The sequence below is a fragment of the Enterobacter sp. CCUG 70166 genome (genome assembly GCF_020224095.1).
Taxonomy (GTDB): Bacteria; Pseudomonadota; Gammaproteobacteria; order Enterobacterales; family Enterobacteriaceae; genus Enterobacter; species Enterobacter intestinihominis.
Genome location: NZ_NRIQ01000051.1, coordinates 58,400 through 73,712, shown reverse-complemented (window position 1 = coordinate 73,712; position 15,313 = coordinate 58,400). Strand labels below are relative to the sequence as shown.

Genomic DNA, 15,313 nt, shown 5'->3' with positions numbered 1-15,313 from the left:
GTTTTTGTTGACCACTTCATTCTAATATAACTTAAGGGTGAACAGTTAAATCCAAAAAAGCTTTTTCTTGATGTGATCCATTCAAAAAACAGGTTTGCTTAACCACAGGAAACACTGCAACAAATCGCCATTGGCATACCCGTGAAAGTAGAATTTATAAATTATCAACAAAAAACAGCCTATTAATGAATTTATTCAGACTCCACCAGCCCAATAATCCTCCATCGGTGATTACCAGAGTCATCCGATGAAGTGCTGAAAGCCCGCACGGCGCAAGCTCTGCGGGCTTTTTATATCTGTCCCTTCTCGCCCAGCGCCCCCTCACACGCCAGCGCCAGCACCATCAGCGCCGTCTCATCCTCCTGTACCGATAACATCTCCATCCCTACCGGCAGACCGATACGGCTTACGCCGCACGGCAACGTTATAGCAGGCAGGCCGCTGATGGCGGCCAGTTCCGGTGCGCAGCCTGGCGGCATCTTCGCCATACTTTCTGGTAACCGTTGTACGGTGGGATACACAAATCCGTCGATGCGCTGCGCCTCCGCCACCAGGCAAAGGCTCTGCCGTAACAGGCGCTGAAAGCGACGCCCCGCCAGCCAGTGCGGGGTTTTCAGCGTGTTACTCACCAGCATCTGACGTAGAAACGGCGCAAACTCTGGCAGGAAAGCGCCGGAGTCCACAATGCTTGTTAGTCCGGAGGGAGCGCCAGGCTGTTTGCTAAGCCAGTCGTCAATCGCCACGCGAAATTCATACAGGCTCAGGCATGTCGCCTGACTTACGTCGTCCAGCAAAGGTAATGATACCTCCACCAGCGTTGCTCCGGCACGACGCAACGTGTGCAGCGCCGACTGCCAGACCTCCAGCTGTACCTCATCCTCTCCCTGTAACGCGGTTACCACACCAAAGCGAACGCCTTTCAGCGAACGCACAGGAAGCGCAACCGGTGGCAAACCATGGATCACCGCATGCAGCAAGGCGGCATCTTCAACGCTATGTACCATTGGCCCAACGGTATCTTTGCTGGGCGAGAGCGGCGCCACGCCATCCAGCTGTGAACGGCGAAAAGCAGGCCGTAGCCCCACCAGCCCGGTATAGCTACAGGGAATGCGGATAGAGCCGCCGGTATCGGTACCCAATGCGCCATCCGCCATCCCCGCCGCCACCGCCGCGGCGCATCCTCCGCTGGAACCTCCGGCGGTGAGTGACGGGCGAAGCGGGTTTGCCACATCGCCCCCCAGCGAGCTTCGCGAGCGCACGTCAAAAGCAAACTCGGACATATTCGCTCTGGCGAGGATAATCGCTCCTGCCCTGCGCAACCGCTGTATAACAAGCGCATCCGACGTCGCGTTAAGTGAGGCCAGCGCCCGGCAGCCAAGAGTAATGGGCATCGGTGCGCAGGCAATATTATCTTTGACGATCAACGGCACGCCGTGCAGGGGGCCGATCGGCTCCCCGCGTCGACGCTGCTGCTGATGCTGTTCCGCCTGAGACATGGCGTCAGGGTTAACCCCGAGGATCGCGTTGAGCGCCCGGTGCTGCTGAATGACGTCGAGACGGCGGGCAATTTCCTCCGGGCAGTCGTCTGGCGGTATCAGGCGCTTCATAGTCTCAGGCTCCCTCGTGATGAAAACCGGGCAGAAGGCTGCCCGGGATACGTTTTAGTCCCGCATGCCGGTAGTAATGGCATCAATGTCCTGCGGACGCAGACGAATTTCCGCCGCCCGTCGGTGCCCCTGCATCCCCTCGGTACGGCTCTGGCGGATCGCCGGTTCTGCGATTGCCGGGATACCCTGCTCGTCAATCCACTGATGGGTACAGATTTTGACGTACGCCCCAACCCACAGACCGCCGGTATAGCGTGCCGCCGCCATCGTCGGTAACGTATGGTTGGTGCCGCAGCATTTATCAGAGAACACCACGCTGGCGTTCTGACCAATAAACAGCGAGCCATAGTTGCGGATCTTCGCCGCCGTCGCGTGCGGATCGCGGGTATGCACCTGCAAATGCTCCGTCGCCATATGGTCAGCAAACGCAATCAGCTGCGCTTCATCTTCGCAGAGCACAATCTCACCCTGCCGGCGCCACGCCTCCCCCGCCGTGGCGGCCGTTGGCAGGCTGGCAAGCTGACGCTCAACCTCCGCCAGGGTACGCTCAGCGATATCCCGGCTGGTTGTCGCCAGCCCGACGCGGGTATGAATATCGTGTTCTGCCTGCGCCAGCATATCGGCGGCCAGAATGCGCGGATCGGCGCTGTCGTCAGCGATAGTGAAAATCTCGCTCGGCCCGGCGAGGGCATCAATGCCGACTCGACCAAACACCTGGCGTTTCGCTTCGTTAACGAAGGCGTTGCCTGGCCCAACGATTTTGTCCACCGATGGAATGCTCTCCGTTCCCCAGGCCATGGCCGCAATGGCCTGCGCGCCACCTACCCTGAAAATGCGGTGCGCGCCCGCCAGATGGCAAACCGCGATCATCGCCGGATGCGCTCCCGGCGGCAGACAGGCGATGATCTGTTCGCAGCCCGCCACCGTCGCAGGGACAATTGACATCACCGGCGCAGAGAGGATCGGGTAACGCCCACCCGGCACGTAGCAGCCCACCGTCTGCACCGGGATGATCCGGTGACCGAGATGTACGCCAGGCAGCGTCTCAACTTCCAGCGGCTGCATGGTCGCCAGCTGCGCCTGCGCAAAACGACGCACCTGATTAATCGCAAACTCGCTGTCGCGGCGCGTCTGGGCATCCATCCCCTCCAGTGCTTCGGCGATCTCCTGCTCGCTCACCTCAAAGTGCGTCGGCACGACGTTATCAAACTGCTGCGAAAAGGCTCTTAGCGCCGTATCGCCTTCGGTTTTCACGCGCTCGATAATGGCGCTGACCTTCTCCGTCAGGGAACGATCGGCCTGCGCATCCTGCCCCTGCGGGCGCTTAATCCAGCTCACCTGATTTAACATTTACGCGTCCTCCATCTGGCCGAGTTTGATTTGCGCCAGCAGCGCCAGGTGGTCATACACGACCCATTCATCAACAATTTTGCCGTTGACGATGTGGTAGTGCGACATGCCCATCACGAACAGTCGTTCTCCGGTCGGCTTGCCCAGTTCGCCGTAACCCAGGTGATGCCCTTCGATGATCCAGCGAACCGCCACTTTGACGCCGCCTTCATCGCACGGGTTGGAACAGATATGCTGCGGCAGCCACGCGCCGTCAGGGATCATCCCCACCAGCGCCAGCGTCTGATGGGTTACCGCCGCGGTGCCGTACAGCTCTTTCATCAGCGGGCCATGCCACTGCACGTTAGGGGCGTAAACCTCTTTGATTTTGCCGAACATCCGACGATTGTAGATCTCATGCAGCCAGCGCAGGCACTGCTCTTCCGTATCGGTGTGTGCAATGGATACATCGCACTCCATCTCCGGCGGATATTGTCCCAGCATGCGGCCGTTTTCGCCGATGTCCATCACGCGGAAGCCTTTATCAAACTGCTCCTTTGCCATATTAAATGCGATTTGATCGGTATTCAGGCCAAGCTGTTTCATTAACGACATGTTGTCGCTGACCACCCACTCCCGGTAAATTTTATTCTCGTGGATCATGCAATCTGCCACGGTACGGGTAACGAAGGTGCGGTTGGTCGGCTTGCCTAAATGGCTGTGCTGGGTATGCCGCCCGCTTCCCGTCACCAGGTGAGAGGTATAAAAACCGTCAACATCATTTCCGTTCCAGATAACCTGGGTTGCCATGCCGCGCCGCTCCGGGAAGGCAATTAAGCGTTGCAGCGTATCCTGTACCACCTGCTCACGGTTATAGAGTGTCCCCAGCGCGTTATACAGCACGCAGTTATGGGTATAGTGAGAATAAATTAAGCCGACATCGCGCTCGTCCCATATTTTATGGGTGCAGCGAACTATATAATCGACAATATCGGTATAGCAGTCATCAAAGCCGCGTAATGATTGCACGCGCGGTCTTTTTTCCGGTACCAGATCGACAAAATCACGACGTTCCACCTGTAATACAGGTTCCTCTTTCAGCGATTTCACGCTGCTTTTTTCGGGTACGGCTGGTGCTTTATTTGTTGCTTCGGTGGAAGACATATAAACTCCTGCTCTGTTTTCAGACAATAAGAACCCGCACCCGTAAGTGAGGGTGAATTAAACTCGATTATTTTCGGCAGCCAGAATAAGGGGGCTGCCGCCCCTGTTAATTCACTATTTGCGACCAGATCGCTAATTCATCGATCCCCAGATATTCACGGAAAATTAAACCATCACGTAATTCAAGCTGGCTGATACCGGTAATTGATATGGGTTTACGGGTTGGCGCACCAAATTTGCCGTAACCGTCATGCCAGGTTAATAACGACCAGCGCAGGGAAAGCCGAATCGGCTCGTTAGGATCTTTACGCACAATCAGATGATGGAGCTGCGTTTCGCTGTCGGCAAATGAAGCGCGGTAGCCAGAAAGCTGTGCGCCAATTTCCTGCTCACCGGTGCAGAGGCAATGACCCGGCGCGTAAAGCGTCGCCGCCGGGTGATAGAGACCGGGCACCACGCCACTGTTACCGCCCGCCCACATGGTTAAGTAGCGCTCAACGACGCCTGCCAGCGCCCCTTCTACGTCGTCGCCCTCGGGTCCGCCCGCCCAGCGGGCATCCAGCGTCTCGGCAGAGACCGCCTCCACGCCAAGCTGCTGGCGCATGGTCGCCAGGTTAAAGGCAAATTCGCGGATATCCAGCCCCAGTTGCGCCACAATCGCAGCACGATCCTGAAGCAGCCACTCCTGGCGTACGGCCCCATCAACACAGATGCGATCGGCCCAGGTGCGGACCCAGACATTTTTCCCGGTCGGCGGGCCAAAAAATCCCTCCCCCTGATGCTGAATGCGGGCTACGGTACGCTGAGCCGCATAGTACTCGTCCCCCGGGTTCTGGCTGCACAGAATATCCTCCGTCAGCACCGCTCGCTGCGGGAAGCTGTGCATCGCCTCAAGCGTCAGGCGCATAAACTGGGAAAGCTCATGCAGCTGTTTTTCGGGGGTAGTGAAAACCACCGGCGTGGCGTAAAAATCCGCCAGCTGGCCGATATCTTTCTGCTCCCAGACGACATGCGTCAGCGTCAAAATGAACTGCTGGATAGAGTCGAATTGAGGGCTGAAGCCCCGCAATCTGGTCATGTGCGCTCCTTAGACTGGAATAGCGTTAAACCATTGGTTTCGATAACGCCGCTGCGTGGGCGACGCGCCGAGTGGCGTATCACCAGCGTACCGGGCACCGTAATCTGTTCAGGCTCTATGGTTCCGCTGTCAATTTGCTTCATTAACAGTTCCACCGTGGCATCTACCATCGCGCCGACCGGCTGCGACGCCGAAGTCAACGCATAAGAGGGCCAGCCGGAAGGGCCGATGTCGTCATACCCGACAATGGAGACCTCCTCCGGAATGCGCAAACCAAACTCATAGCGCGCCACATCCATTACCGTGACGGCCATATGATCGTTGGCGACAAAGACCGCATCCGGCGCTGGCGACGCCGAAAACAGGGTATAAGCTGCCCGGGTGGTTTGCTGAGCGTCGTAATTCCCGTGCACCACCCGCACATCGGTGATGCCATGTTCTTCCAGCGTGGAGATGAACCCGCGCTGGCGGGCGATATTGACCGGGGAATCCGCCACGCCGCCCACGTAGGCAAAACGCTTGTGCTCCCCCGCCAGCAGAAACTCGGCAATCTGCCGCGCGGCCGCTTCGTTATTACTGTTGACGCTGGAGGCCATGCCACTCTCTTCGCTGCGGTTAAATAGCACTACCGGGATCCCGGCGGCAAGACACTCCTCGGACAACTCCAGCGACAGCGTCACCGAGGCCAGCACAATGCCATCCACCCGGTACTGCATAATCTGGTCAAAAATACGGTCAACGTTACCGTCCCGGTCGCCAACGAACAGCAGCAGGTGATAGTTCAGCGTATCCAGCTTTTGTGCCAGCGCCTCCAGCACCTGCGAGTAAAAGGGATTATCAAAGTAAGAAATGACGACACCGATAATGCGCGAACGCGCCGTGTTGAGCGAACGGGCTATCGCATTCGGGCGATAGCCCAACTCGCGCGCCGCCTTCAGCACTTTTTCACGCGTTGCCGGTGAAATGCTGGCCCCCGGCGTGAACGTTCGCGACACCGCAGATTGCGATACCCCCGCCAGTTGAGCGACCTGTTGGGATGTGACTGCTGCAAAAGTCTTACGTTTCATTACCCCTGATTCCTTATCAACGTCCTGCCCATTTGCGCGTGCTTCAAACGCCTCAGCAAGTGGGTGTTTTTTATACTTACACCACCTTTGCATGCGTATGCAACACAAAAAATTAAAATTCTCACAACAAGATCGAGATCACTTTACAAACATGAAACCTTTTCGTAACTTCAAATCTTGAATACGTATGCAAAGAGTTTTAATACCGTCAATGGTACCGGAGAGAACAGGAGTCGCCCAAAGGATTGAACCGGTAAACGTCGTCCCTGACTGGTTATAACCCATTAATTCTTAAGAGGTTCAAAACCATGTTTCAAGCACTGTTACGCCGTCGGGAAGCCCGGCTCTTTTTCATCATCAGCATCCTGTTCTTTATCTGCATCCATAGCATTGATGCATTCCTGGCCCCCATGATGATCAACCAGGGCATTGAGCCACAGATTATGGGCATCATCATGGGCGCATCCGGGCTGGCAACCCTTCTGATACGCTTCCCGTTAGGCATTATTTCCGACGTGGTTAAAAGCCGCAGGATCTTCATCCAGATTGGCCTGCTGCTGCCAATTATCGCCTGGCCAATTGCCTGGCTTGAACCCAATGCCATTACGCTGTATCTGGCGAAAGCGGCAGACGGCGTCACGGCGGCGACATGGGTGCTGTACAACATCCTGTTCATGCGTTACTTCGGTCGCAACGAAGCCCCTGCCGCCGTCGCGCTGCTGGCGCTGGCAGGGCCCATCGGCGTATTTCTCGGCAACTGTATTGGCGCGGTGCTGATCCACTATTTTGCCAATAACATCGCCTTTTTTGTCTCCTGCATCTCCGCCCTGGTGGCGCTGATCCTGACGACCCGCATTCAGGACGTGCACGACCCGGTGCAGGCCCCCACGCTTAAAGCCTGCATCACCGGTGCGCGCCAGCAGCTGGCCGACCGTTCCGTCTGGCTGATTGGCATCCTGGCGACCGTCGTCATTCTGGTGCCCTTCGCCACCCGGGACACGCTGACGCCGGTCTACGCCGAACAGCTCGGCGCCCGGGCGGGGATCCTCGCGGTGCTCGGAAACATCCACCTTCTGTTTTACGGGCTGGCCATCGCCCTGTGCAGCTCGGTGTTTTATCAGCGCCTTGGGCTGGTAAAAACCGCCGTGCTCGGCATCGTTTTACAGGTGATCTCCACCTTCGGCATTCCCTTTACCAGCAATATGTACGTCATTTACCTGTGGCAGGCGCTGGCAGGTTTTTCGTTCGGTATGGCCTTTGCCGCATTCATGTCGCTCAGCGTAGTGAATACCTCGTCTGATGAACAATCCACGCGAATGGGACTATTCCAGACCATTTATTCCTGCGGCATGTTTGTCGGGCCGGTAATGATGGGCGTAATGATGCAACATATTAACCTGTCGTCCGGTTATATATTGATTGCCGCCCTTTCCGTTGTGGCCGCTATTGCCACGCCGCTGTCCGCTCGATGGGTATATGCCCGTAAAACGCAAACCTCAGCCCAATTATTAAAAAACGGTGCGTACGCCGCCGCGCCGGATCAATAACCCACTCTGAAGTAAACACCCTTTCCCGGTCTGCCGGGAGGACAACTGACATCTAAAAAAGGTAAGGAGAAGCGTGTGTCCTGGAAATTAAAAACCGGTAAATCTACCGAAGAGCGCCAGCAAGCCAACCAGCAAATAAGAGAAACGGTTGAGCAAATACTTGCGGATATTGAAAAGCGTGGAAATAAAGCCATTCGCGAATTATCCATTAAATTCGATCGTTATGACCGTCAGGATTATCGTCTGACCCCCGCGGAGATCGACCGCTGCATAAAACAGTTAAGCCGCCAGGATATTCAGGATATTGAATTCGCCCAACAGCAGGTGGCGAATTTTGCCCGCGCGCAGAAAGAATGCCTGCGGGATCTGGAAATTGAAACGCGTCCCGGCGTTATTCTCGGGCATAAGAATATTCCGATTAACGCCGTGGGATGTTACGTGCCTGGCGGAAAATATCCCCTGCTCGCCTCCGCACACATGTCGATTATCACCGCCAGCGTGGCGGGGTGCTCAAGAATTATCAGCTGTGCCCCGCCGTTTAACGGTCAGCCCGCCCCGGCGATTGTCGCGGCGCAAAAAATGGCTGGCGCAACGGAAATCTATGCCCTTGGCGGCATTCAGGCGATAGGCGCCATGGCGCTGGGCACGGACTCGCTGGCACCGGTCGACATGCTGGTCGGCCCCGGTAACGCCTTCGTCGCGGAGGCCAAACGCCAGCTGTTCGGCCGGGTAGGTATCGATCTGTTTGCCGGTCCGACGGAAACGCTGGTGATTGCCGATGACACCGTTGACGCGGAAATGTGCGCCACGGATCTGCTGGGCCAGGCCGAACACGGCGTCACCACCCCTGCCATCCTGCTGACGAACTCGCTCCAGCTTGCCAAAGAGACGCTCAGCGAAGTGGAACGGCTGCTGGAAAAGCTCCCTACCGCCGACATTGCCCGCCAGTCCTGGCAGGACTACGGGGAAATCATCGTCTGCGACAGCTACGAAGAGATGCTGCTGGAGGCAGATCGTATCGCTTCCGAACATGTTCAGGTGATGACCGACCGGGACGACTGGTTCCTGGCTAACCTAACCAATTACGGCGCGCTGTTCCTTGGGCCGCGAACTAACGTGGCCTACGGCGATAAGGTGATCGGAACCAACCACACCCTGCCGACGCAAAAAGCCGCACGCTATACCGGCGGCCTGTGGGTGGGCAAGTTCATGAAAACCTGCACCTTCCAGAAAGTCCTCAGCGACGAAGCCACCGCCGAAATCGGCAGCTATTGTTCGCGTCTGTCGTTGCTGGAGGGTTTCGCCGGACATGCCGAGCAGGCCAATATTCGCGTGCGCCGTTATGGCCAGACGGAGGTTCCCTACGCCACACCGGCCCCGGTCAGGGAAAAGGTGTAAGCCATGACGCTTTTGCAAACGCCCTCTTTCACCCTGCACGGCAAACGCGCGCTGGTGACCGGCGGGTCAAGAGGGATTGGCTTCGCTGCCGCCGTCGCCCTCGCACAGGCGGGCGCAGAGGTATGGATCGCCGCCCGGGGCCACGAGGCGCTGGCGCATGCCGCAAGTCTGGCAGCGGAACACAGGCTCGCATTTCACCCGCTTGAGCTGGATATTACCGACGCTCAGGAGGTGGAGCGTGTGCTGGCGACATTGCCCGCTCCCGACATTCTGGTGAACAGTGCCGGGCTGGCCCGCCACCAGCCGTTTCTTGAGGTGAACGAGGACAATTTCGATGCGGTGATGGCGCTTAACCTGCGCGCCACCTTTTTTGTCAGCCAGCGCGTGGCGCGCAGAATGCGGGCGGGCGGTAAGGGAGGGTCGATTATTCACATCTCATCGCAAATGGGACACGTTGGTGGCCCCGAGCGTAGCGTGTACTGTGCCTCCAAATTCGCGCTTGAAGGGTTAACCCGAACGATGGCGCTGGAGCTGGGCGATGCGGGGATCCGCGTTAATACGCTGTGCCCGACCTTCATTGAAACCGACCTGACGCGCCCGGCGCTTGCCGATCCGGCGTTCCGCCACTACGTGCTGGACAACATCAAGCTGCGCCGGTTAGGCAAGCTGGAGGACATTATGGGCCCGGTAGTGTTTCTCGCCTCAGATGCCGCCGGGCTGATCACCGGCAGTGCCCTGATGGTTGACGGCGGCTGGACCGCTACGTGAGGGATGCAATGGAATATCCGCTTCTGGACAATACCGATCTGCCACTGGTGCTGCTTGGTGGCACGCTCTGTAACGCCCGGCTCTGGCAGCCCGTTATTGAACGGCTGAATGTCGCAGCGGTGTCCTGTATTACGCTGACGGGTGCGGAGTCCGCGCCGCAGGCGTCACGGCGGTTATTAGAGGTTCTGCCGCCGCGCTTTCTGCTGGCAGGGTTTTCTCTCGGTGCCATAGTCGCGCTGCAAATGGCCGCCGACGCGCCAGAAAGAGTGAACGGGCTGACGCTGATTTCCGTTAATCCGTTGCCCGTTGCGCCAGACACCCTCGCTTCACGCCGGGAAGCGGTACGCACCGCACAGGCGCGGGGCCTGGCCGACTGGCTGGTCTCCTCGCTGTGGCAGAGCTATGTCGCCCCGTCACGTCTGTCCGATCGGATCCTGCAAGAGAGTATTTGCCGAATGGCGCAAGAGTGCGGCATTGAGACCTTTGCCGGGCAAACGGAAATGGCCATTCACCGGCAGGACAACCGGACTGCGTTTAACGCCCTCTCCTGCCCCACATTACTTCTAAACGGCGCGCAGGACGTTATCTGCACGCCCCATCATCATCAGCTACTGGCCGCAGGCAACGCGAACGTGACCAGACATACGGTGGAGGCTGGCGGGCATTTTATTCCGCTGGAAAACCCGGATGAGATCGCGCCGCTGCTGCGTCAGTGGATAACGGAGTGCATACAGTGCGCAAAAACAGTTTAAAGACCGCATTTCTGGAAAATACTCCCATCATAAACGGCTGGCTGGCGATCCCGTCCGGTTATAGCGCGGAAATTATGGGCCATCAGGGTTACGACGCCGTCACCGTCGATTTGCAGCACGGCATGATTGATTTTGCCAGCGCGCTGTCAATGCTACAGGCGCTATCGGCCACGCCTGCCGTGCCGCTGGTGCGGGTGGCAGATAACGATCCGGCGCAAATCATGCGCGTATTAGACGCAGGAGCCTACGGCGTAATCTGCCCGATGATCTCCAGCGCGGAACAGGCTCGCCGTTTTGTCGCGGCCTGTCGCTATCCACCGCTGGGTGTTCGCTCCTTTGGTCCGGCCAGAGGTCTACTCTACGGCGGCAGTGATTATCCACAGCACGCTAACAACGAGATCCTGACGCTGGCGATGATCGAAACCCGCGAAGGGCTGGCTGATCTTGACGCCATCCTTGATACCGAAGGGCTGGACGGTGTGTTTATTGGCCCCAACGATCTCTCACTGACGCTGACCGGCAGCGCCAGCGCCGAATCCCATCATCCCGAAATGCTTGCTGCTATTGAGCGGGTGATTCAGTGCTGCCGCCAGCAGCAGAAGATTGCCGGAATTTTCTGCACTTCCGGCGCGGCCGCCGCAGCGCGCATTGATCAGGGTTTTCAGTTTGTTACCCCTGCAAACGACGTCATGCAACTGGGTCGCGCCTCGCGTGAAGCCATTGCCCTCGCCCGCGGCAACGCTATCCCTACCACCGGTGCATCCGGTTATTAAAAGGAGAAATAATGAAAACCATCCATCTTACCCAGAGTCAGGCACGAACACGGTTAATCGCCCCCGAGGACATGGTTTCCTGTAATCTTGCTTTTATTGATTGCAAGCTACCCGGCTCGCATCTCAAACAAAACTATTCCTTCATCGGCCCGGGTGTAACCCAGTCCAGCGAGCAGGTCGTCAATATTCCCGAGCCGCACGGCTTTAACATTGGCGCGGCGGCTATGCCGAAAGGGGTGACGAATAATCTGCATCTGCATTTCACCGCCGAGGTGTTCCTGATCCATGAAGGAACATGGCGTTTTCGCTGGGGTGCCAACGGCGAGCATGAAGCTGAATTTAGCGCACCCACTATCCTTTCAATACCGACCTGGATCTTCCGCGGTTTCACCAACGTCAGTAAAGAAGAGACCAGCGGTATGGTGTTTACGGTGCTCGGCGGGGACAACACGGGCGGCATCATCTGGCATCCTTCCGTGCTGGCGGCAGCCAGCGAATACGGAATGTATTTGAGTAAAGACAACATGCTCATCACACAGGAAACCGGCGACCCGCGGCCTGACCCCGCCGCGCTGCTGACGCCGCTGTCAGAGGAATATATTGCCGGGCTGCGTGACTACAGCGTTGAGGAGATGCGCCAGCGTGCGGTAACCGGCGATGACCGCTGCTGGTCAGCCCAGGGACTGCTGGATTCGGTGCTGCCAGGACACGGCGGCGAAATTGCGCCGGTTATCGGTTTCGGCATTTCACAGGATCGGGATTCCGCTCCCGCTATCGTGAGCCCGCACGGTTTTTCCGTCGAATGGCTGCGTCTCGCCGAGGATCACGTTGTGGGCCGCCATCTCTGCCCGGATATTCAGGTCATTATGGTCTTTAAAGGCCAGCTGGAGGTCACCTGGAACGAGGCGGGCGAAGAAGTGAGCGTTATCGCTCCGGAACGTTCGGTGATCTCTGTTCCGGCAAACAGCTGGCGTCGCTACCGCGCGGTTGACGGCAAAACGGAGTTTATTCTGACGACCCGCGGCGATCAGCGTAAGCGCCTCTACTGGGATGAAGCGATCCTGCAACAGGCGAGAGAACACAATCGCTGTCTCGATCCCGATGGCTACGTAGCCGATGCCGACATCCTGCCTGCCACGGCCCGTCGGGCCGGTGCGATACTGGAGACATGCAACAGCAACAAAACCTGAATTATCCGTTGAGCTCACTTGCCGGATCCGCTGCGTTCGTTGAGAGGCATGCCAGCCTGCATTTTCAGCCTGTTAACGAACCAGCGTCCGGCCGGGCCGGGCGGATGTTCCTCCAGGTGCACCGCCTGCATGGAAAAACCGGGCCCGACGTCGGGCTGCATCGGCACGTTCAGCGTAACCAGTTTTCCCGCTGCGAGATCTTCCTCGACCATTGGCAGCGGCATATAACCCCACCCCAGTCCGGCACGCAGGAAGGCGTGCTTCGCGCCCATATCCGCTAAATGCCATGTCTTTGACGACATGACGCCAAAGCTTCGGCCCACGGTGAGAGAGGAGCGATCGGTCAGCACCAGCTGGACGTGTTCCTGTAAAAGTGAACGAAGGATCGGACCGGACGCGTTCGCCAGCGGATGCTCAGGGGAGACAACGGCCACCGCAGGCACGCTGAGAAGGAATTCTGAGGTGCATCCCGCCGGAAGATGCGGCAGCGATCCGGTTATCGCCACCCGGCAATGACCGTCCAGTAAAGGCTGGAACACCGCCCCCAACGCTTCCACATACAAACGCAGCGGGGTGTCAGGAAATGCCTGCTGAAACGCCTGCACCGCAGCGGTGAGCTGCGCTACGGGAAACATCACGTCGACGGACACCGCCAGTTCAGGCTCAAGACCTTCGGCTAAGGTGCGCGCCTTAGCCTTAAAGGCGTCCATCCCGGCAGTGGCAAAACGCGCCGCTTCCAGCATGGCGACGCCCGCCTCCGTCAGCGTCGGATAACGCCCGGTACGATCGAATAATGGAAACCCGACCTGTGCCTCAAGGTTTGCCAGCGTCGCGCTGACAACCGACTGCGCGCGCCGCAGCCTGCGACCGGCGGCGGAAAAACTCCCTTCATCAACGGCAGCAATAAAGGTGCGGAGTTGATCAACAGACATACCGTCCAGCATGTATCGCTCCAGCAGATGGATCCCATCTAATTATATAGGCTATTCAGATAGGTCAAAGATTACTACTCTCAGTGCATGTTCACTACTCTTCAATGAAGGAAATACAATATGAAAACGACTACTGTAGGTATCATCGGCGCTGGCGCTATCGGGAAAGCCTTTGCAGAACAACTGGTTAAAGCGGGCATGAACGCTATTCTGAGTAACAGCCGCGGGCCGGAAAGCCTGACTGCGGTGGTTGAGAAACTGGGCCACGGGGCTCGCGCTGGCACCGTAGAACAGGCCGCCCAAGCCGACATCGTTTTTGTCAGCACAAACTGGGACAAAACCGAGGCCGCGTTACGCGGCATAAACTGGGAGGGGCGTATCCTGATCGACGCGACCAACCCGGTCATACTGCCAGGCTTCACGCTGGCTGAACTGGGCGGAAAAAACTCAAGCCAGGTGGTGACACAGTGGGCTCCGGGTGCACGCGTCGTTAAAGCCTTCAATACTCTCCTTGCAGGGGTGCTGGCTCAGGATCCGGCGCAGGCGGGTGGCCGTCGTGTCGTCTTTATCTCCGGAGACCATCCTGACGCAAAGGCGGAAATAACAGCCTTAGCCGGTCAACTGGGCTTCGCAAGTATTGATTTAGGCAGCCTGGAGGTTGGCGGTACGCTACAACAATTCCCCGGAGGGCCTCTTCCGGCGGTGAACCTGGTGCAACTGGCATAGCTAAAGGCAACGATAAATATGACGCAGCGTACTTCCGCAGAGACCTTTGAAGAATACCTTCCCGGCAAGCTGATCAGGGAACATCGGGCGCAATCTTCCCGGGATGTATTCGTGCAAATTCTGGCGCGCAGACACGTGCAGGAAAACGTCATTATTCCGGCAGTGCCGGAGCCTTTTATCGTCTGGATCCTCTCAGGTAATGCCGTCGTTGAGGAGCGTTCCCCCGGTGAGCCGTGGTTAGCAAACCGCGTTACCGCAGGCGATTTCTTTCTCACAACGGCGGCTTCTCCTACTGAAATGCGCTGGCACGCCGGGCCAGATACGCCTTTCGTCGTTATGCATGTTTATATGGGAGTGGCTATGATGCAGGAGTATGAACTGCGGGAAGTCTCCGGCGCGCGCGACGACACGCTATCCGCCCTGCTGGAGCAGATACGTCAGGAGCTGTATCTGCAAAATCCACCCAGCGGCCCGTTTATCCAGGGCATTGCGCAGGCGCTGGCAGTACATCTGATTCGCACCTATGGCACACCTGCGAAACGACACCGCGGGGGCTTGCAGGCATTTAAGCTGCACCGGGTCTTCACGGCAATGCGTGAAGGGTTAGCCCAGCCGTTTGACCTGGCACGCCTGGCTGAACTGACCGATCTTAGCGAATACCATTTTAGCCGCGCCTTTAAACAGTCAACCGGACTTTCCCCTTCTCACTACTTTATCCGGCTACGCATGGAGGAGGCGCGTCGCATGCTATCGGAAAGCAATGATTCCATTATCAATATTGCACTGAACGTCGGATACACCAGCCCCAGCCACTTTGCTGCCGTATTCCTCAGGCATAACGGCGTGACGCCCTCCCACTATCGCAGCGATGCCGTTCGCAGCAAAAGCCCGACAGTTTGAGCAAAAGCCCGCGCGAAGCGATTGCCAGAAAGATCCATTATTGACCCGTACTTCAGACATTCTTTCTGAAGCGTTGAAATCA

General features: G+C 57.6%; 14 protein-coding genes. 8 read left to right on the top strand and 6 right to left on the bottom strand.

All coding sequences use genetic code 11. The features are described from left to right. Window positions 1-290: 290 nt before the first annotated feature. The 5 genes from CKK19_RS21105 to CKK19_RS21085 all read right to left on the bottom strand — a co-directional run bounded on the left by CKK19_RS21105 (window position 291) and on the right by CKK19_RS21085 (window position 6,245). On the bottom strand, window positions 291-1,607 hold the full coding sequence (locus tag CKK19_RS21105; protein ID WP_063853153.1) for an amidase: 1,317 nt from the start codon (window positions 1,605-1,607) through the stop codon (window positions 291-293). Between the two features lie 54 nt (window positions 1,608-1,661). Further along, window positions 1,662-2,957: a histidinol dehydrogenase gene (gene hisD, locus CKK19_RS21100; protein WP_063853154.1), complete on the bottom strand. Its 1,296-nt coding sequence runs from the start codon at window positions 2,955-2,957 to the stop codon at window positions 1,662-1,664. Next, entirely contained in the window at window positions 2,958-4,100 is a 1,143-nt protein-coding gene (locus CKK19_RS21095) for an ester cyclase (protein WP_015571629.1), read from the bottom strand. A 106-nt stretch (window positions 4,101-4,206) separates the two neighbouring features. After that, entirely contained in the window at window positions 4,207-5,178 is a 972-nt protein-coding gene (locus CKK19_RS21090) for a nuclear transport factor 2 family protein (RefSeq protein ID WP_022649093.1), read from the bottom strand. Beyond that, window positions 5,175-6,245 carry a LacI family DNA-binding transcriptional regulator gene (locus CKK19_RS21085; RefSeq protein WP_023298419.1) on the bottom strand — a complete coding sequence of 357 codons (1,071 nt, stop codon included), beginning with the start codon at window positions 6,243-6,245 and terminating at the stop codon, window positions 5,175-5,177. The genes CKK19_RS21090 and CKK19_RS21085 overlap by 4 nt, the downstream gene beginning before the upstream one ends. Before the next feature lie 308 nt (window positions 6,246-6,553). Between CKK19_RS21085 and CKK19_RS21080 the strand changes: the two genes are divergently transcribed. From CKK19_RS21080 to CKK19_RS21055, 6 genes are all read left to right on the top strand, one after another. Next, on the top strand, window positions 6,554-7,792 hold the full coding sequence (locus tag CKK19_RS21080; RefSeq protein WP_022649095.1) for an MFS transporter: 1,239 nt from the start codon (window positions 6,554-6,556) through the stop codon (window positions 7,790-7,792). 75 nt (window positions 7,793-7,867) lie between these two features. Next, entirely contained in the window at window positions 7,868-9,190 is a 1,323-nt protein-coding gene (gene hisD, locus CKK19_RS21075) for a histidinol dehydrogenase (protein ID WP_022649096.1), read from the top strand. Between the two features lie 3 nt (window positions 9,191-9,193). Then, window positions 9,194-9,958, top strand: coding sequence for an SDR family NAD(P)-dependent oxidoreductase (locus tag CKK19_RS21070; RefSeq protein ID WP_155025205.1), 765 nt, complete (start codon window positions 9,194-9,196; stop codon window positions 9,956-9,958). Between the two features lie 8 nt (window positions 9,959-9,966). Beyond that, window positions 9,967-10,710, top strand: a complete 744-nt coding sequence (locus CKK19_RS21065) for an alpha/beta fold hydrolase (protein ID WP_063853156.1) — start codon at window positions 9,967-9,969, stop codon at window positions 10,708-10,710. Next, window positions 10,692-11,483, top strand: a complete 792-nt coding sequence (locus CKK19_RS21060) for an HpcH/HpaI aldolase family protein (protein ID WP_048965947.1) — start codon at window positions 10,692-10,694, stop codon at window positions 11,481-11,483. Before CKK19_RS21065 ends, CKK19_RS21060 begins: the two co-directional genes overlap by 19 nt. An 11-nt stretch (window positions 11,484-11,494) precedes the next feature. Then, window positions 11,495-12,673, top strand: a complete 1,179-nt coding sequence (locus CKK19_RS21055; protein WP_032625878.1) for a hypothetical protein — start codon at window positions 11,495-11,497, stop codon at window positions 12,671-12,673. Window positions 12,674-12,687: 14 nt separating this feature from the next. Here the strand turns inward: CKK19_RS21055 and CKK19_RS21050 are convergent, their stop codons facing one another. Continuing rightward, window positions 12,688-13,617 (bottom strand): LysR family transcriptional regulator, encoded by a 930-nt coding sequence (locus CKK19_RS21050; RefSeq protein ID WP_063853157.1) that lies wholly within the window; start codon window positions 13,615-13,617, stop codon window positions 12,688-12,690. Window positions 13,618-13,725: 108 nt separating this feature from the next. On the opposite strand from CKK19_RS21050, the gene CKK19_RS21045 reads away from it, so the two are divergent. Next, on the top strand, window positions 13,726-14,331 hold the full coding sequence (locus tag CKK19_RS21045) for an NADPH-dependent F420 reductase (protein ID WP_048965950.1): 606 nt from the start codon (window positions 13,726-13,728) through the stop codon (window positions 14,329-14,331). 18 nt (window positions 14,332-14,349) lie between these two features. Then, complete coding sequence (locus CKK19_RS21040) at window positions 14,350-15,231, top strand: helix-turn-helix domain-containing protein (protein WP_050595080.1); 882 nt, start codon at window positions 14,350-14,352, stop codon at window positions 15,229-15,231. Window positions 15,232-15,313: the final 82 nt, after the last annotated feature.

Excerpts from the sequence above, each read along its gene's own strand:
- CKK19_RS21070 (WP_155025205.1), top strand. The coding sequence starts at position 9,194 with ATGACGCTTTTGCAAACGCCCTCTTTCACCCTGCACGGCAAACGCGCG.
- hisD (WP_063853154.1), bottom strand. The coding sequence starts at position 2,957 with ATGTTAAATCAGGTGAGCTGGATTAAGCGCCCGCAGGGGCAGGATGCG.
- CKK19_RS21085 (WP_023298419.1), bottom strand. The coding sequence starts at position 6,245 with ATGAAACGTAAGACTTTTGCAGCAGTCACATCCCAACAGGTCGCTCAA.
- CKK19_RS21045 (WP_048965950.1), top strand. The coding sequence starts at position 13,726 with ATGAAAACGACTACTGTAGGTATCATCGGCGCTGGCGCTATCGGGAAA.
- CKK19_RS21095 (WP_015571629.1), bottom strand. The coding sequence starts at position 4,100 with ATGTCTTCCACCGAAGCAACAAATAAAGCACCAGCCGTACCCGAAAAA.
- CKK19_RS21055 (WP_032625878.1), top strand. The coding sequence starts at position 11,495 with ATGAAAACCATCCATCTTACCCAGAGTCAGGCACGAACACGGTTAATC.
- CKK19_RS21105 (WP_063853153.1), bottom strand. The coding sequence starts at position 1,607 with ATGAAGCGCCTGATACCGCCAGACGACTGCCCGGAGGAAATTGCCCGC.
- CKK19_RS21050 (WP_063853157.1), bottom strand. The coding sequence starts at position 13,617 with ATGCTGGACGGTATGTCTGTTGATCAACTCCGCACCTTTATTGCTGCC.
- CKK19_RS21090 (WP_022649093.1), bottom strand. The coding sequence starts at position 5,178 with ATGACCAGATTGCGGGGCTTCAGCCCTCAATTCGACTCTATCCAGCAG.
- CKK19_RS21080 (WP_022649095.1), top strand. The coding sequence starts at position 6,554 with ATGTTTCAAGCACTGTTACGCCGTCGGGAAGCCCGGCTCTTTTTCATC.
- CKK19_RS21040 (WP_050595080.1), top strand. The coding sequence starts at position 14,350 with ATGACGCAGCGTACTTCCGCAGAGACCTTTGAAGAATACCTTCCCGGC.
- CKK19_RS21065 (WP_063853156.1), top strand. The coding sequence starts at position 9,967 with ATGGAATATCCGCTTCTGGACAATACCGATCTGCCACTGGTGCTGCTT.